The 18714-nt window shown below is 63.6% G+C and carries 24 protein-coding genes; 12 read left to right on the top strand and 12 right to left on the bottom strand.

Going from position 1 to position 18714, the window contains the following annotated elements; translation table 11 throughout:
- Window positions 1-267, bottom strand: a 267-nt coding sequence (locus G552_RS15250; RefSeq protein ID WP_156890727.1) for a helix-turn-helix domain-containing protein, incomplete at its 3' end; no start/stop codon positions are given.
- A 136-nt stretch (window positions 268-403) separates the two neighbouring features.
- Between G552_RS15250 and recO the strand changes: the two genes are divergently transcribed.
- The 4 genes from recO to G552_RS15245 all read left to right on the top strand — a co-directional run bounded on the left by recO (window position 404) and on the right by G552_RS15245 (window position 5070).
- Window positions 404-1090 (top strand): DNA repair protein RecO, encoded by a 687-nt coding sequence (gene recO / locus G552_RS0110475; RefSeq protein WP_084640425.1) that lies wholly within the window; start codon window positions 404-406, stop codon window positions 1088-1090.
- A gap of 6 nt (window positions 1091-1096) precedes the next feature.
- Complete coding sequence (locus G552_RS0110470; protein ID WP_027882991.1) at window positions 1097-2560, top strand: SpoIID/LytB domain-containing protein; 1464 nt, start codon at window positions 1097-1099, stop codon at window positions 2558-2560.
- 84 nt (window positions 2561-2644) lie between these two features.
- Window positions 2645-4300: an acyl-CoA mutase large subunit family protein gene (locus G552_RS0110465; protein WP_027882990.1), complete on the top strand. Its 1656-nt coding sequence runs from the start codon at window positions 2645-2647 to the stop codon at window positions 4298-4300.
- A 32-nt stretch (window positions 4301-4332) separates the two neighbouring features.
- Window positions 4333-5070: an alpha/beta hydrolase-fold protein gene (locus G552_RS15245; RefSeq protein WP_084640424.1), complete on the top strand. Its 738-nt coding sequence runs from the start codon at window positions 4333-4335 to the stop codon at window positions 5068-5070.
- Here the strand turns inward: G552_RS15245 and G552_RS0110455 are convergent.
- Entirely contained in the window at window positions 5046-5279 is a 234-nt protein-coding gene (locus tag G552_RS0110455) for a hypothetical protein (protein WP_156890726.1), read from the bottom strand. The two genes, G552_RS15245 and G552_RS0110455, sit on opposite strands and share 25 nt — an antisense overlap.
- Window positions 5280-5329: 50 nt before the next feature.
- The gene (locus tag G552_RS0110450) at window positions 5330-6238 is read right to left on the bottom strand and encodes a manganese catalase family protein (RefSeq protein ID WP_027882988.1); all 909 of its coding nucleotides are present in this window, start codon (window positions 6236-6238) and stop codon (window positions 5330-5332) included.
- A gap of 96 nt (window positions 6239-6334) precedes the next feature.
- On the opposite strand from G552_RS0110450, the gene G552_RS15240 reads away from it, so the two are divergent.
- On the top strand, window positions 6335-7222 hold the full coding sequence (locus G552_RS15240) for a hydrogen peroxide-inducible genes activator (RefSeq protein ID WP_036270665.1): 888 nt from the start codon (window positions 6335-6337) through the stop codon (window positions 7220-7222).
- Here the strand turns inward: G552_RS15240 and G552_RS0110440 are convergent.
- Window positions 7219-7755, bottom strand: coding sequence for a type I phosphoribosyltransferase (locus G552_RS0110440; protein ID WP_027882987.1), 537 nt, complete (start codon window positions 7753-7755; stop codon window positions 7219-7221). The two genes, G552_RS15240 and G552_RS0110440, sit on opposite strands and share 4 nt — an antisense overlap.
- 92 nt (window positions 7756-7847) lie before the next feature.
- Complete coding sequence (locus G552_RS0110435) at window positions 7848-8390, bottom strand: phosphoribosyltransferase family protein (RefSeq protein ID WP_036270662.1); 543 nt, start codon at window positions 8388-8390, stop codon at window positions 7848-7850.
- Between the two features lie 81 nt (window positions 8391-8471).
- Between G552_RS0110435 and G552_RS0110430 the strand changes: the two genes are divergently transcribed.
- Window positions 8472-8903 carry a bifunctional nuclease family protein gene (locus G552_RS0110430; RefSeq protein ID WP_027882985.1) on the top strand — a complete coding sequence of 144 codons (432 nt, stop codon included), beginning with the start codon at window positions 8472-8474 and terminating at the stop codon, window positions 8901-8903.
- A gap of 2 nt (window positions 8904-8905) precedes the next feature.
- The gene (locus G552_RS0110425) at window positions 8906-9682 is read left to right on the top strand and encodes a metallophosphoesterase family protein (protein ID WP_027882984.1); all 777 of its coding nucleotides are present in this window, start codon (window positions 8906-8908) and stop codon (window positions 9680-9682) included.
- A 6-nt stretch (window positions 9683-9688) separates the two neighbouring features.
- On the opposite strand, the gene G552_RS0110420 is transcribed toward G552_RS0110425, so the two are convergent.
- The gene (locus G552_RS0110420) at window positions 9689-10015 is read right to left on the bottom strand and encodes a histidine triad nucleotide-binding protein (protein ID WP_027882983.1); all 327 of its coding nucleotides are present in this window, start codon (window positions 10013-10015) and stop codon (window positions 9689-9691) included.
- A gap of 124 nt (window positions 10016-10139) precedes the next feature.
- Here G552_RS0110420 and G552_RS0110415 point away from each other — a divergent pair, with 124 nt between their 5' ends.
- Window positions 10140-10511 (top strand): hypothetical protein, encoded by a 372-nt coding sequence (locus G552_RS0110415; protein ID WP_027882982.1) that lies wholly within the window; start codon window positions 10140-10142, stop codon window positions 10509-10511.
- On the opposite strand, the gene G552_RS0110410 is transcribed toward G552_RS0110415, so the two are convergent.
- Window positions 10494-11798, bottom strand: coding sequence for a MiaB/RimO family radical SAM methylthiotransferase (locus G552_RS0110410; protein WP_027882981.1), 1305 nt, complete (start codon window positions 11796-11798; stop codon window positions 10494-10496). The two genes, G552_RS0110415 and G552_RS0110410, sit on opposite strands and share 18 nt — an antisense overlap.
- A gap of 41 nt (window positions 11799-11839) precedes the next feature.
- On the bottom strand, window positions 11840-12280 hold the full coding sequence (locus G552_RS0110405) for a hypothetical protein (RefSeq protein ID WP_027882980.1): 441 nt from the start codon (window positions 12278-12280) through the stop codon (window positions 11840-11842).
- A gap of 102 nt (window positions 12281-12382) precedes the next feature.
- On the opposite strand from G552_RS0110405, the gene G552_RS0110400 reads away from it, so the two are divergent.
- Window positions 12383-13300 (top strand): threonine/serine dehydratase family protein, encoded by a 918-nt coding sequence (locus tag G552_RS0110400; RefSeq protein WP_027882979.1) that lies wholly within the window; start codon window positions 12383-12385, stop codon window positions 13298-13300.
- Here the strand turns inward: G552_RS0110400 and G552_RS0110395 are convergent.
- The 3 genes from G552_RS0110395 to G552_RS0110385 form a co-directional block, all read right to left on the bottom strand.
- Complete coding sequence (locus G552_RS0110395; protein ID WP_027882978.1) at window positions 13297-14472, bottom strand: M28 family metallopeptidase; 1176 nt, start codon at window positions 14470-14472, stop codon at window positions 13297-13299. The genes G552_RS0110400 and G552_RS0110395 overlap by 4 nt on opposite strands.
- A gap of 88 nt (window positions 14473-14560) precedes the next feature.
- Window positions 14561-15073: a DinB family protein gene (locus tag G552_RS0110390; protein WP_027882977.1), complete on the bottom strand. Its 513-nt coding sequence runs from the start codon at window positions 15071-15073 to the stop codon at window positions 14561-14563.
- Between the two features lie 29 nt (window positions 15074-15102).
- A complete protein-coding gene (locus G552_RS0110385; protein WP_027882976.1) occupies window positions 15103-15444 on the bottom strand; it encodes a heavy metal-binding domain-containing protein in 342 nt (113 codons plus the stop codon).
- Window positions 15445-15502: 58 nt separating this feature from the next.
- Between G552_RS0110385 and G552_RS0110380 the strand changes: the two genes are divergently transcribed.
- The 3 genes from G552_RS0110380 to G552_RS0110370 are packed head-to-tail and all read left to right on the top strand — an operon-like array spanning window position 15503 to window position 18244.
- Window positions 15503-16231: a (Fe-S)-binding protein gene (locus G552_RS0110380; protein WP_027882975.1), complete on the top strand. Its 729-nt coding sequence runs from the start codon at window positions 15503-15505 to the stop codon at window positions 16229-16231.
- Complete coding sequence (locus tag G552_RS0110375) at window positions 16228-17622, top strand: LutB/LldF family L-lactate oxidation iron-sulfur protein (RefSeq protein ID WP_027882974.1); 1395 nt, start codon at window positions 16228-16230, stop codon at window positions 17620-17622. Before G552_RS0110380 ends, G552_RS0110375 begins: the two co-directional genes overlap by 4 nt.
- 1 nt (window position 17623) lies before the next feature.
- Window positions 17624-18244 (top strand): phosphoribosylanthranilate isomerase, encoded by a 621-nt coding sequence (locus tag G552_RS0110370; protein ID WP_027882973.1) that lies wholly within the window; start codon window positions 17624-17626, stop codon window positions 18242-18244.
- On the opposite strand, the gene G552_RS0110365 is transcribed toward G552_RS0110370, so the two are convergent.
- Window positions 18205-18558, bottom strand: coding sequence for an SRA domain-containing endonuclease (locus G552_RS0110365; protein ID WP_027882972.1), 354 nt, complete (start codon window positions 18556-18558; stop codon window positions 18205-18207). The genes G552_RS0110370 and G552_RS0110365 overlap by 40 nt on opposite strands.
- Between the last annotated feature and the right edge of the window lie 156 nt (window positions 18559-18714).

Raw genomic sequence — 18714 nt, 5'->3', positions numbered from 1 at the left:
CAGGTGCTTAGGGCGGCGGGAGCGGGGTTTGAGTCCGGCCAGGCCCTTTTCTTTTAGGGCTTTTTTCCAGCGGTGGTAGGTGGCCCGGCTGATCCCCACCAGGTCCTGGATCTCCTTCCAGCTCTTTTTACTTTCACGCAGGGCTTTGACCAGTCGGAGCTTGCGCAGACGTTCCTTGACCTCTGGGTCGCCTGCTTTGGCCTCGGCCAGCCTCTGTGCTTGTCTAGCGCCTTGCCATATCTCTCGGCCAACGGTGGTAAACTGCACCTGGGGAACCTCCTTTCTTGGTTGGTTCCCCTCTTTTTATCCCAGCTTAGAGTCTCACATGTGTCCGTCCAGGTTCAGGCCCACTGCCACCAGAGGGGTTCCGGCGTATTGATGGGGCCAACGATAGGCCCTTAGCATGAAGACCGTGGAGCGTTATCGGCTGAGTGAGGGGCTGGTGGTGGGGCGCAAGCCCTTGCCCTCGGGCGACCTTATCCTTTCGTTCGTGGGACCCGAAGGAGCCTCCCAAGCCGTGGCACGCAAAGCCCTGCGGCCTACCGGGCGTAGCGGCAGGCTTTCGCTGTTCCATCACCTGCGCTTCCAGGTCTACCAGAAGCCCGGCAACGACCTACCCACCCTCACCCAGGCTGAGCTGGTAGGTCGGCTCGAGGGCCTCGAGGCCCCCGGGCGCTTCCCCTACGCCTGCTTCCTGGCCGAGCTGGCCTTCCGGGTGGCCTCCCCCGAGGTAGCCGAAAGGGTCTGGCCTCTGCTGGTCTCGGGCCTTAGGGGTATTGCCAAGCATGAAAACGCCCAGGCCGCCTTGGTCTGGGCAGGCTGGCGGGTGATCAAGGCTGCGGGCCTGGCCCCCAGGCTGGTGGGCCAGGGACTGTGCCTACGGGATGGCGACCGGGCAGAAGCGGGAGGGGTCTACCTGGGGCCAGAGGGGATGGAAGCCCTAGCGGGCATTCTACGGCTGCCGGGCGGTGAAGCCATTGCGCTTCTGCAACAAGCCCCTTTAGACCGGCTCCTAAAGGCCCTGTTGGCCCATGTACGCTACACGGTGGGCGAACTCGGCTCGGCCCGGCTCCTCTCAGCAATACAATAAAACCAAATGCAACGGGCTTTTGCGCTGGCCTTCATCTTCCTGGCAAGTGCGTGGGGAGCTAGCCTGCCCACCCAAGGCCAGGATACTCCTTTCATCCGGGTCCTCCTGTCCTACCAGGCGGGAGCTGCCTCCTTTGAGGAGCGCTACCTTTTCCCCAGCCTGAGCCTGGTACCCCAGGGGGGCAGCGTGCAAATCGCCAGCGGCCCCCGCCGGGAAAACCTTCGGCCCGTGGTGACGCTTTTCCCCAACAGACCCCTTACCTTTAGCTCCCAAAACGGCCGTTTGGTGGTCGCCTTTGAAGGGCTGGTCTTCCCCCTGGAAGCGGTGGCGCAGCTCAAGCCCGCCGAAGCGAAAACCCCTTTACGCTACCGCTTACTATGGCCTAGTGGGCGAGCCCTCGAGTACCCCGGCGAGCTATGGTTGGAAAGCCGTGGCGATGGCTTGCTAGTGGTCAACGCCGTGGAGCTGCAAACCTATCTAAAACGGGTGCTGCCCAGCGAAATGCCTGTGCACTTCCACCTCGAGGCCCTCAAGGCCCAGGCTGTGGCAGCCCGTACCTACGCTTATACCCGACGACAAGCCCAGAGCTTTTGGAAGCGCTTTGGAGCCGATCTAGACGATTCGTCCAACGAACAAGCCTACAACCAAACCCGCCCCCACCCCACCACCGACGCTGCTGTGGACAGCACCCTGGGCCAAATCCTGGCTTACCGAAACACCCCCATTCAGAGCTTCTACTTTTCCACCAGCCCCGGGGCCACCGCCAGCATCGAGGAAGTCTGGATGGATCGGCCCGCCGCACCTTACCTGAAGGGGCGGCCCCAAAGCCACCCTGCCCCCGCGTCCATCGGTACAGAGGCCGAGGCTCTGGCCTTTTTCCAGAACTGGAATCCCCAAGGCTTCTTCGACGCCGAGTCACCTTTCTGGCGCTGGAAGATTAGCCTAAGCCGCGAGGAGCTAGAGGCCCTGCTGAGCCGCACCCTACCCGAACGGGCCCAGGTAGCCCCGGCTTTTGTGCAAAGCCGCGGCGGTCCCCCTTCGCTATCGGAAAAGGGGTTTGTCTTAGGCCGGTTGCAGCAAATCCGGGTGATCCGGCGTAGCCCTGGGGGTTATGTGGGCGAGCTGGAAATCCAAACCTCCAGCGGGCACTACCGAGTACAGCGTGAATCGCACATCCGCCAGCTACTGCGCCCCGACAGGGCTTTCACCGGCGGGAAGGATGTGGTGCTCGAGCGCTGGCAGGGCGAGCCGCTTTTGAACTTCCCCACCCTGCCCAGCGCCGCTTTTGCCCTGGAAGAAAAACGCGACGTCACCGGCCAGCTTTTGGGCCTCACCCTGTGGGGAGGAGGGCTGGGGCATGGGGTGGGGATGAGCCAGTACGGGGCCCAGGGGCTGGCCCGCCGAGGCTGGAACTACCGGCAAATCCTGGGGCACTTCTACCCTGGCAGCACCATTCAGCGCATCCCCTAGTACCCGATCCGCTTCGTTCAGTGATCAGGCTAAAACCTAACGAAAAAACTATCTGCTGCTGCAAAGACGTTATATAATCAGCGCATGGCACAACCCAGACCCAAGCACGCCTGGATGCGGGAAACCTACCGTAAATCGGTAGAAAAGATGCCCGAACGCACAGTGGCGCACAAAACCCTTTCAAACATCGCCCCCGAACCCCTCTACACCCCCGAGGACCTGCCCGGCTTCGACTACCAGGAAAAGCTGGGCTACCCCGGCGAGTACCCCTACACCCGCGGGGTCTACGGTTCCATGTACAGAAGCCGCCTGTGGACCATGCGGATGTTCGCCGGGTTTGGCACCGCCGAGCAGACCAACGAGCGCTTCAAAAAACTCCTGGCTGCTGGGCAAAGTGGCCTCTCTACCGCTTTCGACCTTCCTACCCTGATGGGCTACGACTCCGACCACCCCCTTTCCAAAGGTGAGGTGGGCAAGTGTGGGGTAGCGGTCTCGAGCCTGGCCGATATGGAAATCCTGTTCGAGGGGATCAACCTCGAGCAGGTTACCACCTCTATGACCATCAACTCTCCGGCCAACGCTATCTGGGCCATGTACCTGGCGGCAGCCAAGAAGAAGGGCTACGATTGGAATAAACTGGGCGGCACCATCCAAAACGACATCCTCAAAGAGTTCATCGCGCAAAAGGAGTTCATCTTCCCCCCCGAGCCGTCGGTCAAACTGGTCATCGACACCTTCGAGTGGGGCCCCAAGAACGTGCCCAAGTGGAACTTCATCTCGGTTTCGGGCTACCACATCCGCGAGGCGGGGTCTACCGCGGTGCAGGAACTAGCCTATACCCTGGCCGACGGCTTCGAGTACGTGGAATGGGCCCTTAAGCGCGGCCTCGACATCGACGAGTTTGCCCCCCGCATCAGCTTCTTCTTTAACGCCCACAACGACTTCTTTGAAGAAATCTGCAAGTTTCGCGCTGCTCGGCGCATCTGGGCCAAGGAGATGCGGCACCGCTACGGAGCCAAAAACCCCCAAAGCTGGATGCTGCGGACGCACGCCCAAACCGCCGGGGTCTCCCTCACCGCCCAGCAACCCCTGATCAACATCGCTCGAGTGGCCATCCAAGCCCTGGCCGCGGTGCTGGGCGGTACCAACAGCCTGCACACCGATGCCTACGATGAGGCCTTGGCCTTACCGACCGAGGAATCGGCCAAAATCGCCCTGCGCACGCAGCAGATCATCGCCTACGAAACGGGCGTAACCCACACCGCCGACCCTCTGGGGGGCAGCTACTACGTGGAGTGGCTCACCGACCAGATGGAGGCCCAGGCCATGGCCATCATCGAGGAAATCCGCCGCATGGGTGGGGTGGTACGGGCCATCGAGGAGGGCTACTTCCTGCGTGAGATTGCCGACGCTTCTTATCGTTTCCAGCAGGAAGTCGAGCGGGGCGAGCGCATCATCGTGGGGGTGAATGCCTTCCAGGACGAAGGGCTGAACGTTCCCATCCAGCTGATTGACCCAGCAGTAGAGCAGGTACAAAACCAGCGGCTGGCCCAGGTACGGCGTGAGCGCGACCCCGAGGCGGTGCGGCAGGCCTTGGCTAATCTACGCCAGGCTGCCAAGGAAGGCCGCAACACTATGCCCTACTTCGTGGAGTGCGCCCTGGCCTACTGCACCCTGGGCGAGATGATGGACGAGCTGCGTGCCGTATACGGGGTCTACGAGGAGCCAGTATTGGTCTAAAGGCGCCACAAAGCCAATGACCGCGCTTTTTTATGTCGCCTTTTGCCTTTCATAAACCCAGAGCCCAGCTTCCCTATGCTCTCTACCTACCCGAGGGCCAGGTGCCTAGGGGCGGCTGGCCTCTGGTTTTGTTTCTACATGGCTCCGGCGAACGAGGCCGCGACGGACGAAGGCAGACCACAGTAGGCCTTGGCCCAGCCATCCAGGAAAACCCCAGGCGCTGGCCCTCTGTGGTATTAATGCCCCAGTGCCCCAAGGAGGAGCAGTGGGTGGGCGAACCATTGGAGCAGGCCTACCAACTGCTGGCCGAAGTGGAGCGCACCTACCAGACCAACCCCCGCCGGGTCTACCTGACCGGCCTTTCTATGGGAGGCTATGGCAGTTGGAACCTAGGGTGCCTATATCCCCAGCGCTTCGCTGCTATTGCACCTATCTGCGGAGCGGGCAACCCCTTCAAGGTCTGGCAGCGCTTGGGCGGGGTGCCCATCTGGAATTTCCACGGCGCTGCCGATGAAGTCGTGCCGGTGAGTTTTTCCAGGGCTCTGGCCGATGCCTTGGCCAAAGCAGGCAACCCCTACGCCCGCTTCACCGAGTACCCTACCGAAAGGCACGACGTGTGGAACCGGGTTTACCGTGAGGCCGAGTTCATCCGCTGGTTGTTTGCACAAAAGAAAACTAGCCCCCAGAACTTTCTTTCTGCCCGCTCAAGCAAGCCGCTGCCAGCAAAGGCCAGGTTTGGCTCATCTCAAGCGGGGCGGGTCAAAAGGTGAATCTCGTGATGCAGTGAAGCAAACATTCCCCCCGGTGTGGCTTGGTGCTCCAAACGGTGGCGAACCCCAGTGATCACCCGAACCCCTACGCCGGCCAGCTCGAGGGTATCCCCCACCTGAAAAGCGGCCAAAGGCACCTCCGACACCATCCGAAGCAACACCGAAGCGGCGGGATCCTCTCCATAGACCACTAAGACATACCGATTCATACCCACCCCTATGACAAGAGGGTGGGCCTCGCCCACCCTCAAAAGCCTGGCTACTTTGCCTTCTGGTACAGTTTTTGTGCCACCTCGTAGAGCTCCTCGACGGTAAACTCGGGAGCAAATTCGGCTGAGTCGTGCCCGGGCTCAAAAACTGGGCCGCCCTGAGGCGGGCCATCCACCACCACAACGGTGCTGCCATCCTCCGGCGAGGGGCCGTTCCAGATAAGGCCGAGATCCTGGTAATCACTCGGGCTAAAGCGGTAGAGGTTACGGTGGAAGCCCAAATCCATGAACTTTTTGGCCTCGGGGAAAAGGCTGTTCTCAATGCGGGGAATAGGCAGCAGCTTGGTCATCTCTACACCGGTAAGGCTTTCGAGAGCCTTACCATAGGCCGCAGCGTGCACCCCACCCCGCACCAGCAGATAACCAATCATCTCACGGGCCACGGGGTTGGTAGTCATCTCGTAGACCCGCAGCTTGTGGGTACGGGCGGCCACCTCGAGGAAGAAGTTATGTAAGAGGTCGAGGATTAGGTTGCCGCTGGTAAAGACGTACTCGCCATTCCAGTGCTCCCCCATGGCCCCCATGACTAGGCTGTTGCCTCCACCTGCAATCCAGTGGGCAGCGTTGCGGGCATCCTTGGCAAAGCCCAAGGGAGCAGCAACCGGGTTAGCTGCCTCCTCCTTTTCCTGGCCAGGGTTTTTAGCCAGCAGGCTGTTGATGGTCGCTGCAACCAGCTCGATGTGACCGAGCTCCTCAGTGGCGATGTTGGCGATCAGGTCGTAGTAGGGCTTAAGCGATTTCTTACCCCGGAAGTTAAAGGACTGGTACATGTAGTTCATCAGGGTAGACATCTCGCCAAAACGCCCACCCAGCAAAGCCTGTACCTGCGAGGCCGCGTTGGGGTCCTGCTCCTTGGGCATGGGCAGTTCAATCTGCAAGCGGTCAATCCGTAGGAACATCTTTCACCTCCTGCCGATGACTCGGCAGTTCCTAGGGTAGCCTTGACGATTTTATAAGTCCAATAGATATTTAGATTAAGGGTATAAAATAAATCTATGACACTGGAGCAGATTCGCTGCCTGGTCGCCCTCGACGAACATCGCAACTTCACCAAGGCCGCCGAACACGTCTACTTGAGCCAACCCGCGCTCAGTTTTCAAATCCGTCGGCTAGAAGAGGAGCTGGGAGTTGTGCTGTTCGATCGCAGCAAGCGCCCTCTCGAGCCCACCGAGGCTGGGCGGGTAGCAGTGGCCCAGGCCCGGCTGATCCTGGAAGAAGCCACCCGGCTAAAAGAACTATTGCGAGGAAACGCCACCGTATTTCAAGGGCGCTACCGACTGGGGGCAATCCCCACCCTGGGACCCTACCTGTTGCCTAGGGTACTGCCGCTCTTTCAGGAACAGCACCCAGCCCTGCGTATCCAGGTCAGCGAGTTAGTAACCCCCACCATCCTAAGCCTGCTACGCCAAGGTGAGCTGGATGCTGGTCTGATTGCCAGCGATGAGCTCGAGGAAAACCTTGAGCGCCAACCCCTGTGGCAGGAAGCCTTTGTAGCCTACGTCTCCCCCAGGCATCCTCTCTATCGGGAAAACCAACTTTGGCCACAGCAGCTACCCCTGGCCCAGACCTGGATCCTCGCTGAGGGGCATTGCTTTCGTGAACAAGTCCTGCAGGTCTGCCAACCAAACACCGGCCCCCGCTCCTTGGAGTTTCAAAGCGGCTCACTAGACACCCTGGTGCGCCTGGTAGATACCTTAGGCGGCCTCACCCTACTGCCCACCTCAGCCTTGTGGTGCCTTTCCGAAGAGCAGCGCGCTCACCTAAGGCCTTTCCTACCTCCAGCTCCCCATCGTCAGATATACCTGGTCTGGCGGCAGGGCAGCCTACGCTACCCCGTCACCCAAAAGCTAGGCCATATTCTTTTGCAATGCCAGCCCGGTTAAGCCGTTTGCAGGATAGGAATCTCAGCTAGGAAGGTAATGGGCAGCTTGTTGGTGCCCTGATGAAAGGCCGCCAGCCGGGCCACCACATTGGCCCCTGCCCGTTTGGCCACCTTTTCCAGGGCCATCATGGTGCCTCCCGAGGAGACCACATCAAAAACCAGGGCCACGTTCTGACCCAGCAGCTTCTCCGCCATGCGGCTATCCAGCCAAAGGGTCTCGCTGACCCCCAGGGTGAGCGACTCCACCTCTTGGATGATGGGGTCTTGCATGTAGGGCCGGCGCTTGCGGCGCACTACCACGTAGGGTTTGCCGCTAAGAGCGCTCATGGTGTGGGCCAGCACAATGGGGCTGGTCTCGAGGGTCAGCAGGTAATCGGTCTCAGGGGGCAGATGCTTGACCAAAGCCTCCGCTGCAGCCTGTACTAGTTCCACATCCCCCATCAACTCGATAAGGGGGATGTGTACACCGGGCAGAGTCTCGACCACAGGCACATGGCGGGTGATTTTTCCGATGGTGATGGGATAGGTTTCCATAGTTTCGCGCTCTACACCAGACTATTCGAACAGCATGAGTATAAACATAGACAACCCAAGAAAGGTTATCCAAACCTCGAAGCCAACCCCCTTCACTCTGGCTTAAAGAGGGGAAGATGCCCCAAAGCGATGACATCCTCGCGGGGCGAGCCCTCGGTGAAGACTGCCAGCACCGCACTCACCACACCGCCCACCTCGCTGATGAGATCAGAAAGCCCCTTGAGGGTGCTGCCGGTGGAAACCACGTCGTCTACGATGGCCACCTTTTTTCCCTTGAGCAACGGGACGTCGGTGCCATCCAACACCAGAAGCTGGGGTTTGCCCGTGGTAATGGAGATCACCGTGCGCGAGACCGGGTTGATCATGTAGGGTTTTTCGGTTTTGCGGGCCACCACATAAGGTTTGCCGGTTAGGCGCGAAAGCGCATGGGCCAGGGGTACCGCCTTGACCTCTGGGGTTACTAGGGTCTCGATCTCGGGAGGCATACGCTGGGCTAAAGCGGCCGCCGCTGCCTCCACCACCTCGGTATCGCCCAGCATATTAAACAAAGCTACGGCCACATCCGGGCCCACCTGCACCACCGGTAGCTCGCGACGAACATTTGCGATCTCTACAGGGTATGTTTTCACGCCCATCAGTCTATCGGGTTCCCGCTGGCTAGGACAGAGGTACAAGCGATTCAAATCCACCTCAGCCAAGGCGCGTATACTGAAAGCATGGTGCCAGCACACATCGAGGGCATGGGTGTAGACCCGGGGAATGGCAACCTGATCGTCATGCTCAAGGCCGAAAACAACCTCTTCCTTCCAGTGGTCATCGGGGCCTTGGAGACACAAAACATCATGGTGCACCTCTCCGGCGAGAAACCCCCCCGGCCCCTAGGCCCCGATCTGTTCCACAACACCCTCGAGCTTCTAGGGGTCAAGGTCTTGCGCCTGGAGATTGTGGAGCTTAAGGAGGGCACCTTCTACGGACGGCTGGTGCTAGAGCACCGGGGCGTAGAGTACGAGGTAGACTGCCGGCCTTCCGATGGCATGGCCCTGGCCATCCGGGCCAACGCGCCCATCCTGATTGCCGAGCCGGTACTCGAGGCCGCGGGCATCCGCGAAGAACAGCTCAAGGGCCAGAACCGCCCTCCCCAGGCCTAGTCGTGCGCTGGCTGGGCTGGTTGCTGCTGTGGAGCTTCGGGCTTGGCGCCTGGGCCCAACGCCTGGCTGTGATAGGGGACTGGGGCGCGGAAAGCCCACACCGCCCGCTCGTGGCCGAGGCCATGCGCACCCAACACCAGCAGGCCCCCCTCGAGGCCTTGCTCACCGTGGGCGATAACTTTTACCCCGCGGGAGAGCCCATCCTGCGATACATCGCCGACCTGCCCCCGGTGCCCATCTACCCGGCTTTTGGCAACCACGACGGGCCAGCCCTGGGCAAGCAGCTCGAGCTATTCCAGGTCAGCAGGCCCTACTACACCGTGCGGCTGGGGAACCTCGAGGTCTTCGTGGTCTATTCGGAAGACTTTAGCCAGGCCCAGCGGCGCTGGCTGGAAGCGGCCCTAAAAGCCTCCCAGGCCCCCTGGAAAATCGTTGCCCTGCACCGCCCGCTCTATTCCTCAGGGCTGCACGGCGGTGCCCGCAGCCTGCGACAGGCCTTAGAACCCCTGCTTATCCGGCAGCGCGTGGCCCTGGTACTGGCCGGCCACGAGCACAGCTATGAGCGGCTCGAGGCTCACGGCATCGTCCACATCGTAACCGGCGGGGGCGGGGCATGGTTGCGCGGCTTCCTGAGGGCACAGCCCCAGAGCCAGGTACGGCTTGTAAGCCCCAACTACCTCATCCTGGAAGCTACCCAGGAGCGATTACGCATAACCGCATACAACGAGAAAAACGTGGTCATAGACCGGGTGGAACTGAAAAAACCTTCCGGCGAATAGCCCTCCTCAGGCATCCGAGCGCAGGTGCACGTGCACGTGAAAAACCTCCTGCCCGCCTTTCTCGCCCACATGAATACGCAGGAAGTAGCCCTCCAAACCCATCTGCTTGGCAATCTTGTTGGCGGTGAGCATCAGCTTGCCCAGCTTGAGGGCCCCTTCCTCGGTCTGGGGGTAGTCGGCCAGGGTAGGGATGTACTCCTTGGGACAGACCAGGATGTGCACCTTGGAGCGGGGGCGGATGTCCTTGAAGGCGATGAATTCTTCGTCCTCATAGACGATCTCCGCCGGTAGTTCGCGGCGGATGATCTTGCCGAAGACCGTGGGGTTCTCCATGGGGTTTAATCTACCAGGAAACCTCGAGGGCGACCCCCCTTACAGAAGGCCCCCTAGGCCTCGGTTAAACTCAAAGCATGTCTGGGCTTAGCCACAACAGCCTGCGGGCCAGGAGGGGGCACTGATGGGCCGCAGCCTTCCCGCCAGGGCCCTTTGGACCGGGGTTTTTCTGGTTCTGGTCTCCACCCTGGCGGTGATGGGCTCGAGCCTCACCCCCACCGCCCTCATACCCGGGGCCCTGGGGCTGGGCATAGCCCTCCTGGGCATCTGGGCCGACAAAGCCCCGAAGCAAAAAACCCTGGCCATGAATATCGCCCTGGGGTTGGCGGTGCTGGGCATCCTGGGCTCGCTGCGCGGGGTGCCCGACTTCATCACCCTGCTGGGTGGGGGTACGGTGGCCCGCCCGGTTGCGGCCATGGCCCAGTTCGCCACGGTCTTCATCTGCTTGGGCTTCGCCATCCGCTGGCTGGTGGAGCGCCTAAACCAGCGGCAGTAGCCGCCGGGCCGGTTCTTCCTTGATGGCCTCGAGCCCGCCCTGCAGGGTGTAGCGCTCGATGGCCTCCACCCGTACCCAGACGGTCTGCCCGATGCGGGCCTGCCCGCTGAACTCCACCTCGTAGTAGTCGGGGGTGTGGCCGTAGGCTTTGCCCTGGCGAAAGCTTTCCACCAGCACCTCGACCCTGCTGCCCAAGAGGGGGCGCACCCGGGCCTCGGCCAGGCGGGCCGCCAGGGCCTGAAGCTCCTGGTTGCGGCGCTTGCGCACCTCGATGGGCACCTGCGGCAGCGAGGCCGCGCGGGTCTTGGGACGGGGGGTGTAGGTGAAGACGTGTACCCGGCTGGGACGCATCTCCTCTAAAAAGGCCAGGGTCTCCTGGTGCTCCGCCTCGGTCTCGGTGGGCAGACCGGCGATAACATCGGTGGTGAGGGCAAAGCCGGGGATGGAGCGGTAGGCCCGCTCAACCAGCTCGCGGTAGTAGGCCTTGTTGTAGCGGCGGCCCATCAGGGCCAAGAGCCGGTCAGAGCCGGTCTGCAGGCTCAGGTGCAGGTGGGGACGCACCTGGGGAGCGTAGCGCCCTATCACCTCGAGCAGCTCCGGGCCGGTATCCTCGGGCTCGATGGAGGAAAGGCGCACCTTGGCCCCCATCCGGGCCAGCGCCTCCACCAGGCCAGCGATGCCCCTGGGGTGGCCCCGGTACGAACCCAGGCGCACCCCAGTCAGCACAATCTCCTGCACCCCGGCCTCTAAGAGCCCCTCGGCTTCTCGCAGGGCATCGTGGTGCTCGCGGTGGCGCTCACGCCCGCGCAGGCGGGGGATGATGCAGTAGGCACAACCGGCGTTGCAGCCATCCTGCACCTTCACAAAAGCCCGCACGTAGTTGTTCAAAAGCCCTCGCTCCCCCGCACCCCAGAACGCGTTGGGGGGGGTGGTAAGGGGGTCGGCCGGCAGGCCGAAGTGCTGCAAAATCAGGCCCGGCAGTTCGGCCTTGCGCTGGTTGGGCACCACCGCATCGGCGCCCAGCTCGGCCAGCTGCTCGGGGGCCAGCTCGGCGTAGCAGCCCGTGACCACGATGAAGGCCCTGGGGTTGGCCCGGCGGGCCCGGCGCACCTCCTTGCGGGCGTCGGCCTCGGCGGTGGTGGTCACGGCGCAGGTGTTAATCACCACCAGGTCGGCCCCGGCCTCGAGGGGCACCACCACCGGGGCCAGGGGCCTCAACAGGCCCACCAGGGCATCCGACTCCACCTGGTTGACCTTGCAGCCCAGGGTTCTGACCGCCAACCGCACGCCTTCCACCAGGGGCATTGTGGGGCAAGCTCCCCTTGGGGTCAAGTATCCGTCAGCAGCAGGTGCTGAATATCCTCCTCTGGTTCTTCGAGGACTACCTCGATGTTCTCCTCTTGGGACTCCTGAGGAGCCGCGTCCTCCTGCTTGAAGCGCTGCTCGATCGCCGCCACGAGCTCTGGGGTAGCCGGCTGGGCGGATACCGGCAGCTGCAAAAGCTGCCCTGGTTCAATGCAGTAAAAAAGGTCTAGGTGGTGGAGAACCTCGAGCACTTCCTCTACCGAAGCCAGGTTCCGGCCTATGGTAGTGCGAAAAGGCCCTACGAAGGCTTGAGGCTGGGTTTGTGCGCCACAGGCGAGGTACAGGTCGAACCCCGCCGCCTGGCGGTAGACCCAAAGCTGTACCACCTCCGACTCTAGCGCCAAACTTCCCTCCAGAAGCTCCTGGGCTTGCAGGGTACGAATGGCCTCGAGCAGCGGCTTCATGCCCCTCACTGTAGGCGAGTCGGCCTGGAAGCATCGGCCATTCCAGGCGTTACGCCCTCCCTCGGCGTTACATGAGGGGCCCACGCGCGATAGGATGAGCCTGTGTTGACCCTCGAGGACATCCAGGCCGCCGCCCGGCGCATCGCCCCGTATATCCACCGCACCCCGGTGTTCACCAGCCAAGGACTGGATCGGCTCTTAGGACACCGGCTTTTTTTCAAGGCCGAACACCTGCAAAAAACCGGCAGCTTCAAGGCCCGGGGAGCGCTTAACGCCGCCCTCCAGCTACAAAACCCCAGGGGTCTGGTGGCGGTCTCCTCGGGGAACCACGCCCAGGGGGTGGCCTACGCTGCGCGGGTGCTGGGGGTTCCGGCCCTGGTGGTCATGCCGGAAGATGCCTCTCCTGCAAAGAAGGCCGCCACCCAGGCCTACGGGGCCGAGGTCTTCGACCAGGGGGTCACGGTGGAAAACCGCGAAGCGGTGGTGCGCCAGCTAGCCCAGGAAACCGGCTACACCCTCATCCACCCCTTCGACGACCTAAGGGTCATGGCCGGGCAAGGCACCCAGGCCCTAGAGTTGCTGGAGCAGGTACCCCATCTGGAGGCCGTGCTGGTTTCGGTGGGTGGGGGTGGGTTAATTTCGGGCATCGCCACGGTGATCAAAACCCTGCGGCCCGAGTGCGAAGTGATCGGGGTGGAACCGGAAGGGGCCAACGACGCCCAACAGAGCCTCCAAGCCGGGGTGCGCGTCCGGCTGGAGCAAGCCCCCAGAACCGTGGCCGATGGGGTACGCACCTTGGTGGTGGGAGAGCAAACTTTTCCGATAATGCAGCGGTATGTAGACCGCATCGTAACGGTGCCGGACGAGGTGACCCTAGAAGCCCAGCGCCTGATGATGGAGCGGCTCAAGCAGGTGGTGGAGCCCACCGCCGGGCTGGCCTTGGGGCCGGTGCTGATGGACTACGACCTGCCCCAGCGCCTGGCGGTCATCGTTTGCGGGGGCAACTGGATGCCTACCTAGCGCAGCAAGCGTTCCAGGATGCCCTGCGCTACTTGGGCGGCCTGGGCCATCAACACCGGGTCGGCAAAGGTATCGGTCGGACGGTGGTAGTTGGGATCAAGGCCGCGGAAGAAAAAAAGCACCGGCACCCCAGCCTGGGCAAAGGGCACATGGTCGCTGCCACCCCCCGGGGCGCTGCCGCAGGCCAGCCGCAGCGCGTTGCAGTCAGCCAAAGCCCGCAACGCCGGGCTACCCCCGATGCCCAGGGTGCCGTTCACGTCCACCCCGACCATGTCCAGGTTGAGCATGGCCCGGAGGCCCCGTACCAGTTCGGGGTTTTGCTCCACAAAGCGCCTCGAGCCCCACAGGCCATCCTCCTCGCCGTCAAAGAAGATGAACCAGATGTGCTCGGAAAGTGGGCTGTTGGCCATCTGCCGGGCCAGCTCGAGCACCGCGACGGTACCCGAGGCGTTGTCGTTGGCCCCAGGGCTACCCGGCACCGAGTCGTAGTGGGCCCCCACAATGGCCAGGGGGTTGGCGCTATTCCGTTTGGCGATCACGTTGCGCCCCTGTACCTCTTCGGTGACGATGCGCACGTCCAGCACAGCGCGCTCGCTGGCCTGGTTCAATAGCCCACCCCCGTCGCTCAGGGAGAGGGTTGCCCCGGGGATGGGGCTATCCCCGCCGAAGGTGAAGCGGGTGCCGCTAGGCTCCTCGGTCAGCAAGATGATGCCCAGCGCACCCCGCTCGGCAGCCAGACGGGCTTTTTCCAGACCCGGAATGCCGCCCCGGCGCACCACCGCGATATGACCTTCAAGGTTCAGGCTGGCGAAATCGGCGGCCAGGCCCGCTCCCGGCACCACCGCCAAGGGCCCTTCCACCCGCCGGCCTGGGCTACCGGCCACGCTTTGCACCGGGAAAACCCTGCTCCCCACCTGAAGGCTCGTGCCCTGGTCGCGGGTACGGCTGTAGGTGAAGGGGAAGAACTCCACAGTGTAGCCCGCCTTGCGCAGCTCCGCCGCCAGGTACTCCGCTGCCGCCTGCGCTGCCGGGGTGCCCGCTACCCGCGGCCCCTGGGCCAGCAGGGCCTGCAGGTCGGCCTGCATCCGCTCGGTGGAAAAGGCCTGGGCCAGGGCCAGCAGCCCCAAAACCACCAGGCCCAGCAGCGCTCGAGAAAACAGGTCTCTTTGCATGTCCCAATCTTGCCACCAGGCCTATGAGTTGGATGGGCTCCAGACTACCAGAGCAAAACCGCAGGCGAGGGGGCTTCCCTAAGGCCCTTCAACCCTGTCGCGCGTTCCACAGCTTGCGGGTGGTGATGATCTGGCCGGCGTGGTGCTGGGCGTGGGCGGCGATGTGGTCGAGGAGGTAGATGGCCTTCACCTGGTACTGGCCTAGCTGGACCACCCGCTCGAGGTCGGCTGGCTGAAGGGCCCGCAGGCTGGCCTTGACCTGGGCCATCTTCTCGGCGAACTCGGCCAGCACCTGCTTGGGCTCGCCTCCGCTGGGGGCCATCTCCTCGGCAGGGCGGAGGCGCAGGGCCTCGGGCACCTCCTGGCCGGTACCCCGTAAGAGCAGGCGGTACGACGAACCCCCAATATGCCGCACCAGGCCCCCGATGGGGTTGGTCTCGGGGGCTGGCACCCACCAAAAACCCTCCGGGCCCAGGTCGGCAGCCCACCTCTCCACAGTCTCCTCTACCTCCTCGAGGTTGCGCAACCAGACCGAGACCGGTAGAAGAACCCCCTCCACATCCCCCCGTAAAAAGGGCGGTACATACACGGGCTTTTCCATGGGTTCGATTCTACCGCAGCGGCGCGGGCTTACCCGTAGCGTCGGCTGGCCCGCACCGCGGTGCCTGAAACGGTCACCATCAGCATGTTGCCCTGACCTACGGTTTCATAGTCCACATCGATGCCCACCACCGCATCGGCCCCCAGGGCCACGGCAGCCTGCTCGAGCTCGCCCAGGGCAATCTGGCGGGCCTTGCGCAGCTCGGCCTCATAAGCCCCACTCCGCCCCCCCACGATGTCCCGCACGGCGGCGAAGAGGTCTTTGAAGATGTTGGCCCCCAGGATGGCTTCCCCGAAGACCACGTCCAGGTACTCGGTGATCTGGTAGCCCTCGAGCTGGCTCGAGGTGGTGAGAATAACGCGGCGCGGCATAGCCTGTATTGTAGCCAGAACAAAAGCTGGTTGGGATTCACGTATAATCCGCGGTAGGATGAAAGTCTCTCTCTTCATCACCTGCCTGGCCGACCAGTTCTTCGCCGAGGCAGGGGTGGCTGCGGTACGGCTGCTGCGCCACCTGGGCTGCGAGGTAGACTTCCCCCCGGGCCAGACCTGCTGCGGCCAGCCGGCCTACAACGCCGGCTACTGGGCCGAGGCCAAAACGGTGGCCGAACACACCCTGGAGGTGCTCGAAGCCGCAGAGTACGTGGTGCTGCCCTCGGGCTCCTGTACCACCATGCTGCGGGCCTTCTACCCCGAGCTCTACCGCGACCAGCCCCGCCTGTTTGCCCGGGCCGAGGCCCTGAGCCACAAAACTTACGAGTTAGCCGAGTTCATCGTGCGGGTGCTGGGGGTGCGCCAGCTAGGGCAGGGCCTCGCTGGGCGGCGCGTCGCCTATCACCACGGCTGCCACGCCCTGCGCGAGCTGGGCCTCCGGCAAGAACCCCTGGCCCTTTTGCAAAGCGCCGGGGCCGAGATTGTAGACTGGCCTGCTGCCGAGGAGTGCTGCGGCTTTGGTGGGTTGTTCTCGGTCAAGCTGCCGGAGGTATCGTTGGGCATGGCCGACCGCAAGCTCGACACCCTGCCCCCCACCAGCCAGGTCGACTGCCTCACCAGCACCGATGGTGGCTGCCTGCTCCACCTGGCGGGCCGCATCCAGAAGCGCCAGCTTAGCCTTCCCATAAAGCCCCTGGCCTCGCTCTTGTGGGAGGCCGTCCAATGAAACTCAGCGCCAACCAGTACCCCCAGGAAGCGGCCCGGGTGCTGCGCGAGGAGCCCCAGGTGCGCCAGGCAGTAACCGGAGCCACCCTCAACTTCGACGGCAAGCGGCGCCAGGCCTACGCCGAGGTCGAGGCCGAAGCCTGGCGGCGGTGGGCCGAGGGGGTCAAAAACCATGTCCTGATGAACCTGGATCGCTACCTCGAGGAGGCCGAGGCCAACCTTCGGCGCAACGGGGTAGCGGTGCACTGGGCCGAGGATGCCAGCGCCGCCCAGCGCATCGTAGCCCAGATTGCCCGGGCTGGCCAGGTTCGCACCGTGGTCAAGGCCAAGACCATGGTCTCGGAGGAGCTGGGCCTCAACCCCCTGCTGGAAAGCCTGGGCCTCGAGGTGCTGGAGACCGACTTGGGCGAGTACATCATCCAGCTCTTGGGCCAGCCCCCCTCGCACATCGTGGGGCCGGCCATCCACCTGAACTTAGAGCAGATCCGCCGCCTCTTCCACCAGCGCTTCCAGACCCCCCTCGAGGCCAGCCCCGAGGCCCTGGCCGCGGTGGCCCGCCAGCGTCTCAGGGAGGGGTTTTTGCGGGCCGAGATGGGCATCTCCGGGGCCAACTTCGTGGTGGCTGAGACCGGCACCCTGGCCCTCATCGAAAACGAGGGGAATATCCGGCTTTCCACCTCGGCCCCGCGCATCCATGTGGCCCTGGTGGGCATCGAGAAGCTTCTGCCGCGCTTTTCCGACCTCTCGGTCTTCCTCTCGCTCACCGCCCGGGCCGCCACCGGACAACGGCTGGGCACCTTCGTCTCGCTCATCCAGGGGCCCCGTCGGCCCGGCGAACCCGACGGCCCGGAAGAGGTGCACGTGGTCTTCGTGGACAACGGGCGCAGCAGCGTGCTGGCCGACCTCGAGGCCTGGGAGACCCTGCGCTGTGTGCGCTGCGCGGCCTGCCTCAATGCCTGCCCGGTCTACCGTCAGACCGGGGGCCACGCCTACGGCTACGTCTACAGCGGCCCTATCGGGGCGGTGCTCAGCCCCGGGCTGGTGGGCCTGGAAGAAACCAAGCCCCTGCCCTACGCCTCCTCCTTGTGCGGGGCCTGCTTCCAGGCCTGCCCGGTGCGCATCCCCATCCCCAAGCTGCTGCTTTCCTGGCGTCAGCGGGCGGTGGCGGAAGGCCTCACCCCTAAAGCCGAGGCCGCGGCCATCCGGGGCTATGCTATGGCCATGACCCGGCCCTGGGCCTACCGCCTGGCCACCCGGGCCTTGCGCCTTCTGCCGGAAAAAGCCCTGGACAACACCCTACTGCCGGTGCTTAGGGCCTGGACCGCTGGCCGGGCCGGGCTTTCGCCCAGCCCCAAGAGCTTCCAGCAGCTATGGGAGGCAGGCGAGGTCTAGGGTGGTTCGGGCCAAGATTTGCGGTATTACCAGCCTCGAGGACGCCCTCCTGGCCGAGCGGCTGGGGGCCTGGGCCCTGGGCTTTGTCCTGGCCCCGGGCACCCGGCGCTACCTGGCCCCCGAGGCAGTGGCCCCTATCGCCCAGGCCCTGGGGCCTTTGGTGGTGCGGGTCGGGGTGTTTGTGGACACCCCCCCCGAGGCGGTGCTGGCCCAGATGCAGGCCGCCCGGCTCCAGGTGGCCCAGCTGCACGGCCAGGAACCCCCCGAGTGGGCCGAAGAGGTTCGCCGCTTTTACCCGGTAATCAAAGCCTTCAAACTCCAGGGCCCAGCCCAGCCCCACTGGCTTGCCTACCCCGCCGATGCCCTTTTGCTGGACGGGGCCCAGCCGGGTAGTGGGCAGGGCTACCCCCTGGAGTGGCTCGCTCCGCTGCGCTCCCACCCCCGGCTGATCGTGGCGGGGGGCCTGACCCCGGAAAACCTGTCGGCAGTCCTGGGCCTGCGGCCTTACGCTGTAGACGTGAGCAGCGGGGTGGAAGCCGCCCCACGGCGCAAGGACCCCGACAAACTCGAGCGCTTCCTGGCTCAGCTGGCCCGCTTCAACGGCTCTAACCGAAACCAGTAGACGTAGCGGCGCTCGGCCTCCTCCAGACGGTAGGCCACGCTGGCCACCCGGTATAGCCCCAGGTCGCGCCAGCGGTTGGGGCCCTCCCGCAAATAGACCCTGAGCGGGGTCTGGGCCGCGAGGGCCTCGAGCAGAACCCGGTTGCCCTGGGTGGGCTGCTGGTGGCCGCAAAGTCCCTCACCGGGATACAGAATCGAGCCGTCGGGCAAAAAGCGGTTCTTGTACCCCGACTCCCCCCGGTCAACCAGCAGGCTAGTCCTGCCAATGCCGCGTAGGGTTTTGTGCTGGGCAAGCACCTCTTTCCAGGTCAACATGCTGAACCCGGACAAACACATGTGAGACTCTAAGCTGGGATAAAAAGAGGGGAACCAACCAAGAAAGGAGGTTCCCCAGGTGCAGTTTACCACCGTTGGCCGAGAGATATGGCAAGGCGCTAGACAAGCACAGAGGCTGGCCGAGGCCAAAGCAGG

Source organism: Meiothermus rufus DSM 22234 (assembly GCF_000423425.1).
Lineage (GTDB): Bacteria > Deinococcota > Deinococci > Deinococcales > Thermaceae > Meiothermus > Meiothermus rufus.
Note: the sequence above shows the minus strand (reverse complement) of the source record. Positions and strands in the feature narration are given on the sequence as shown.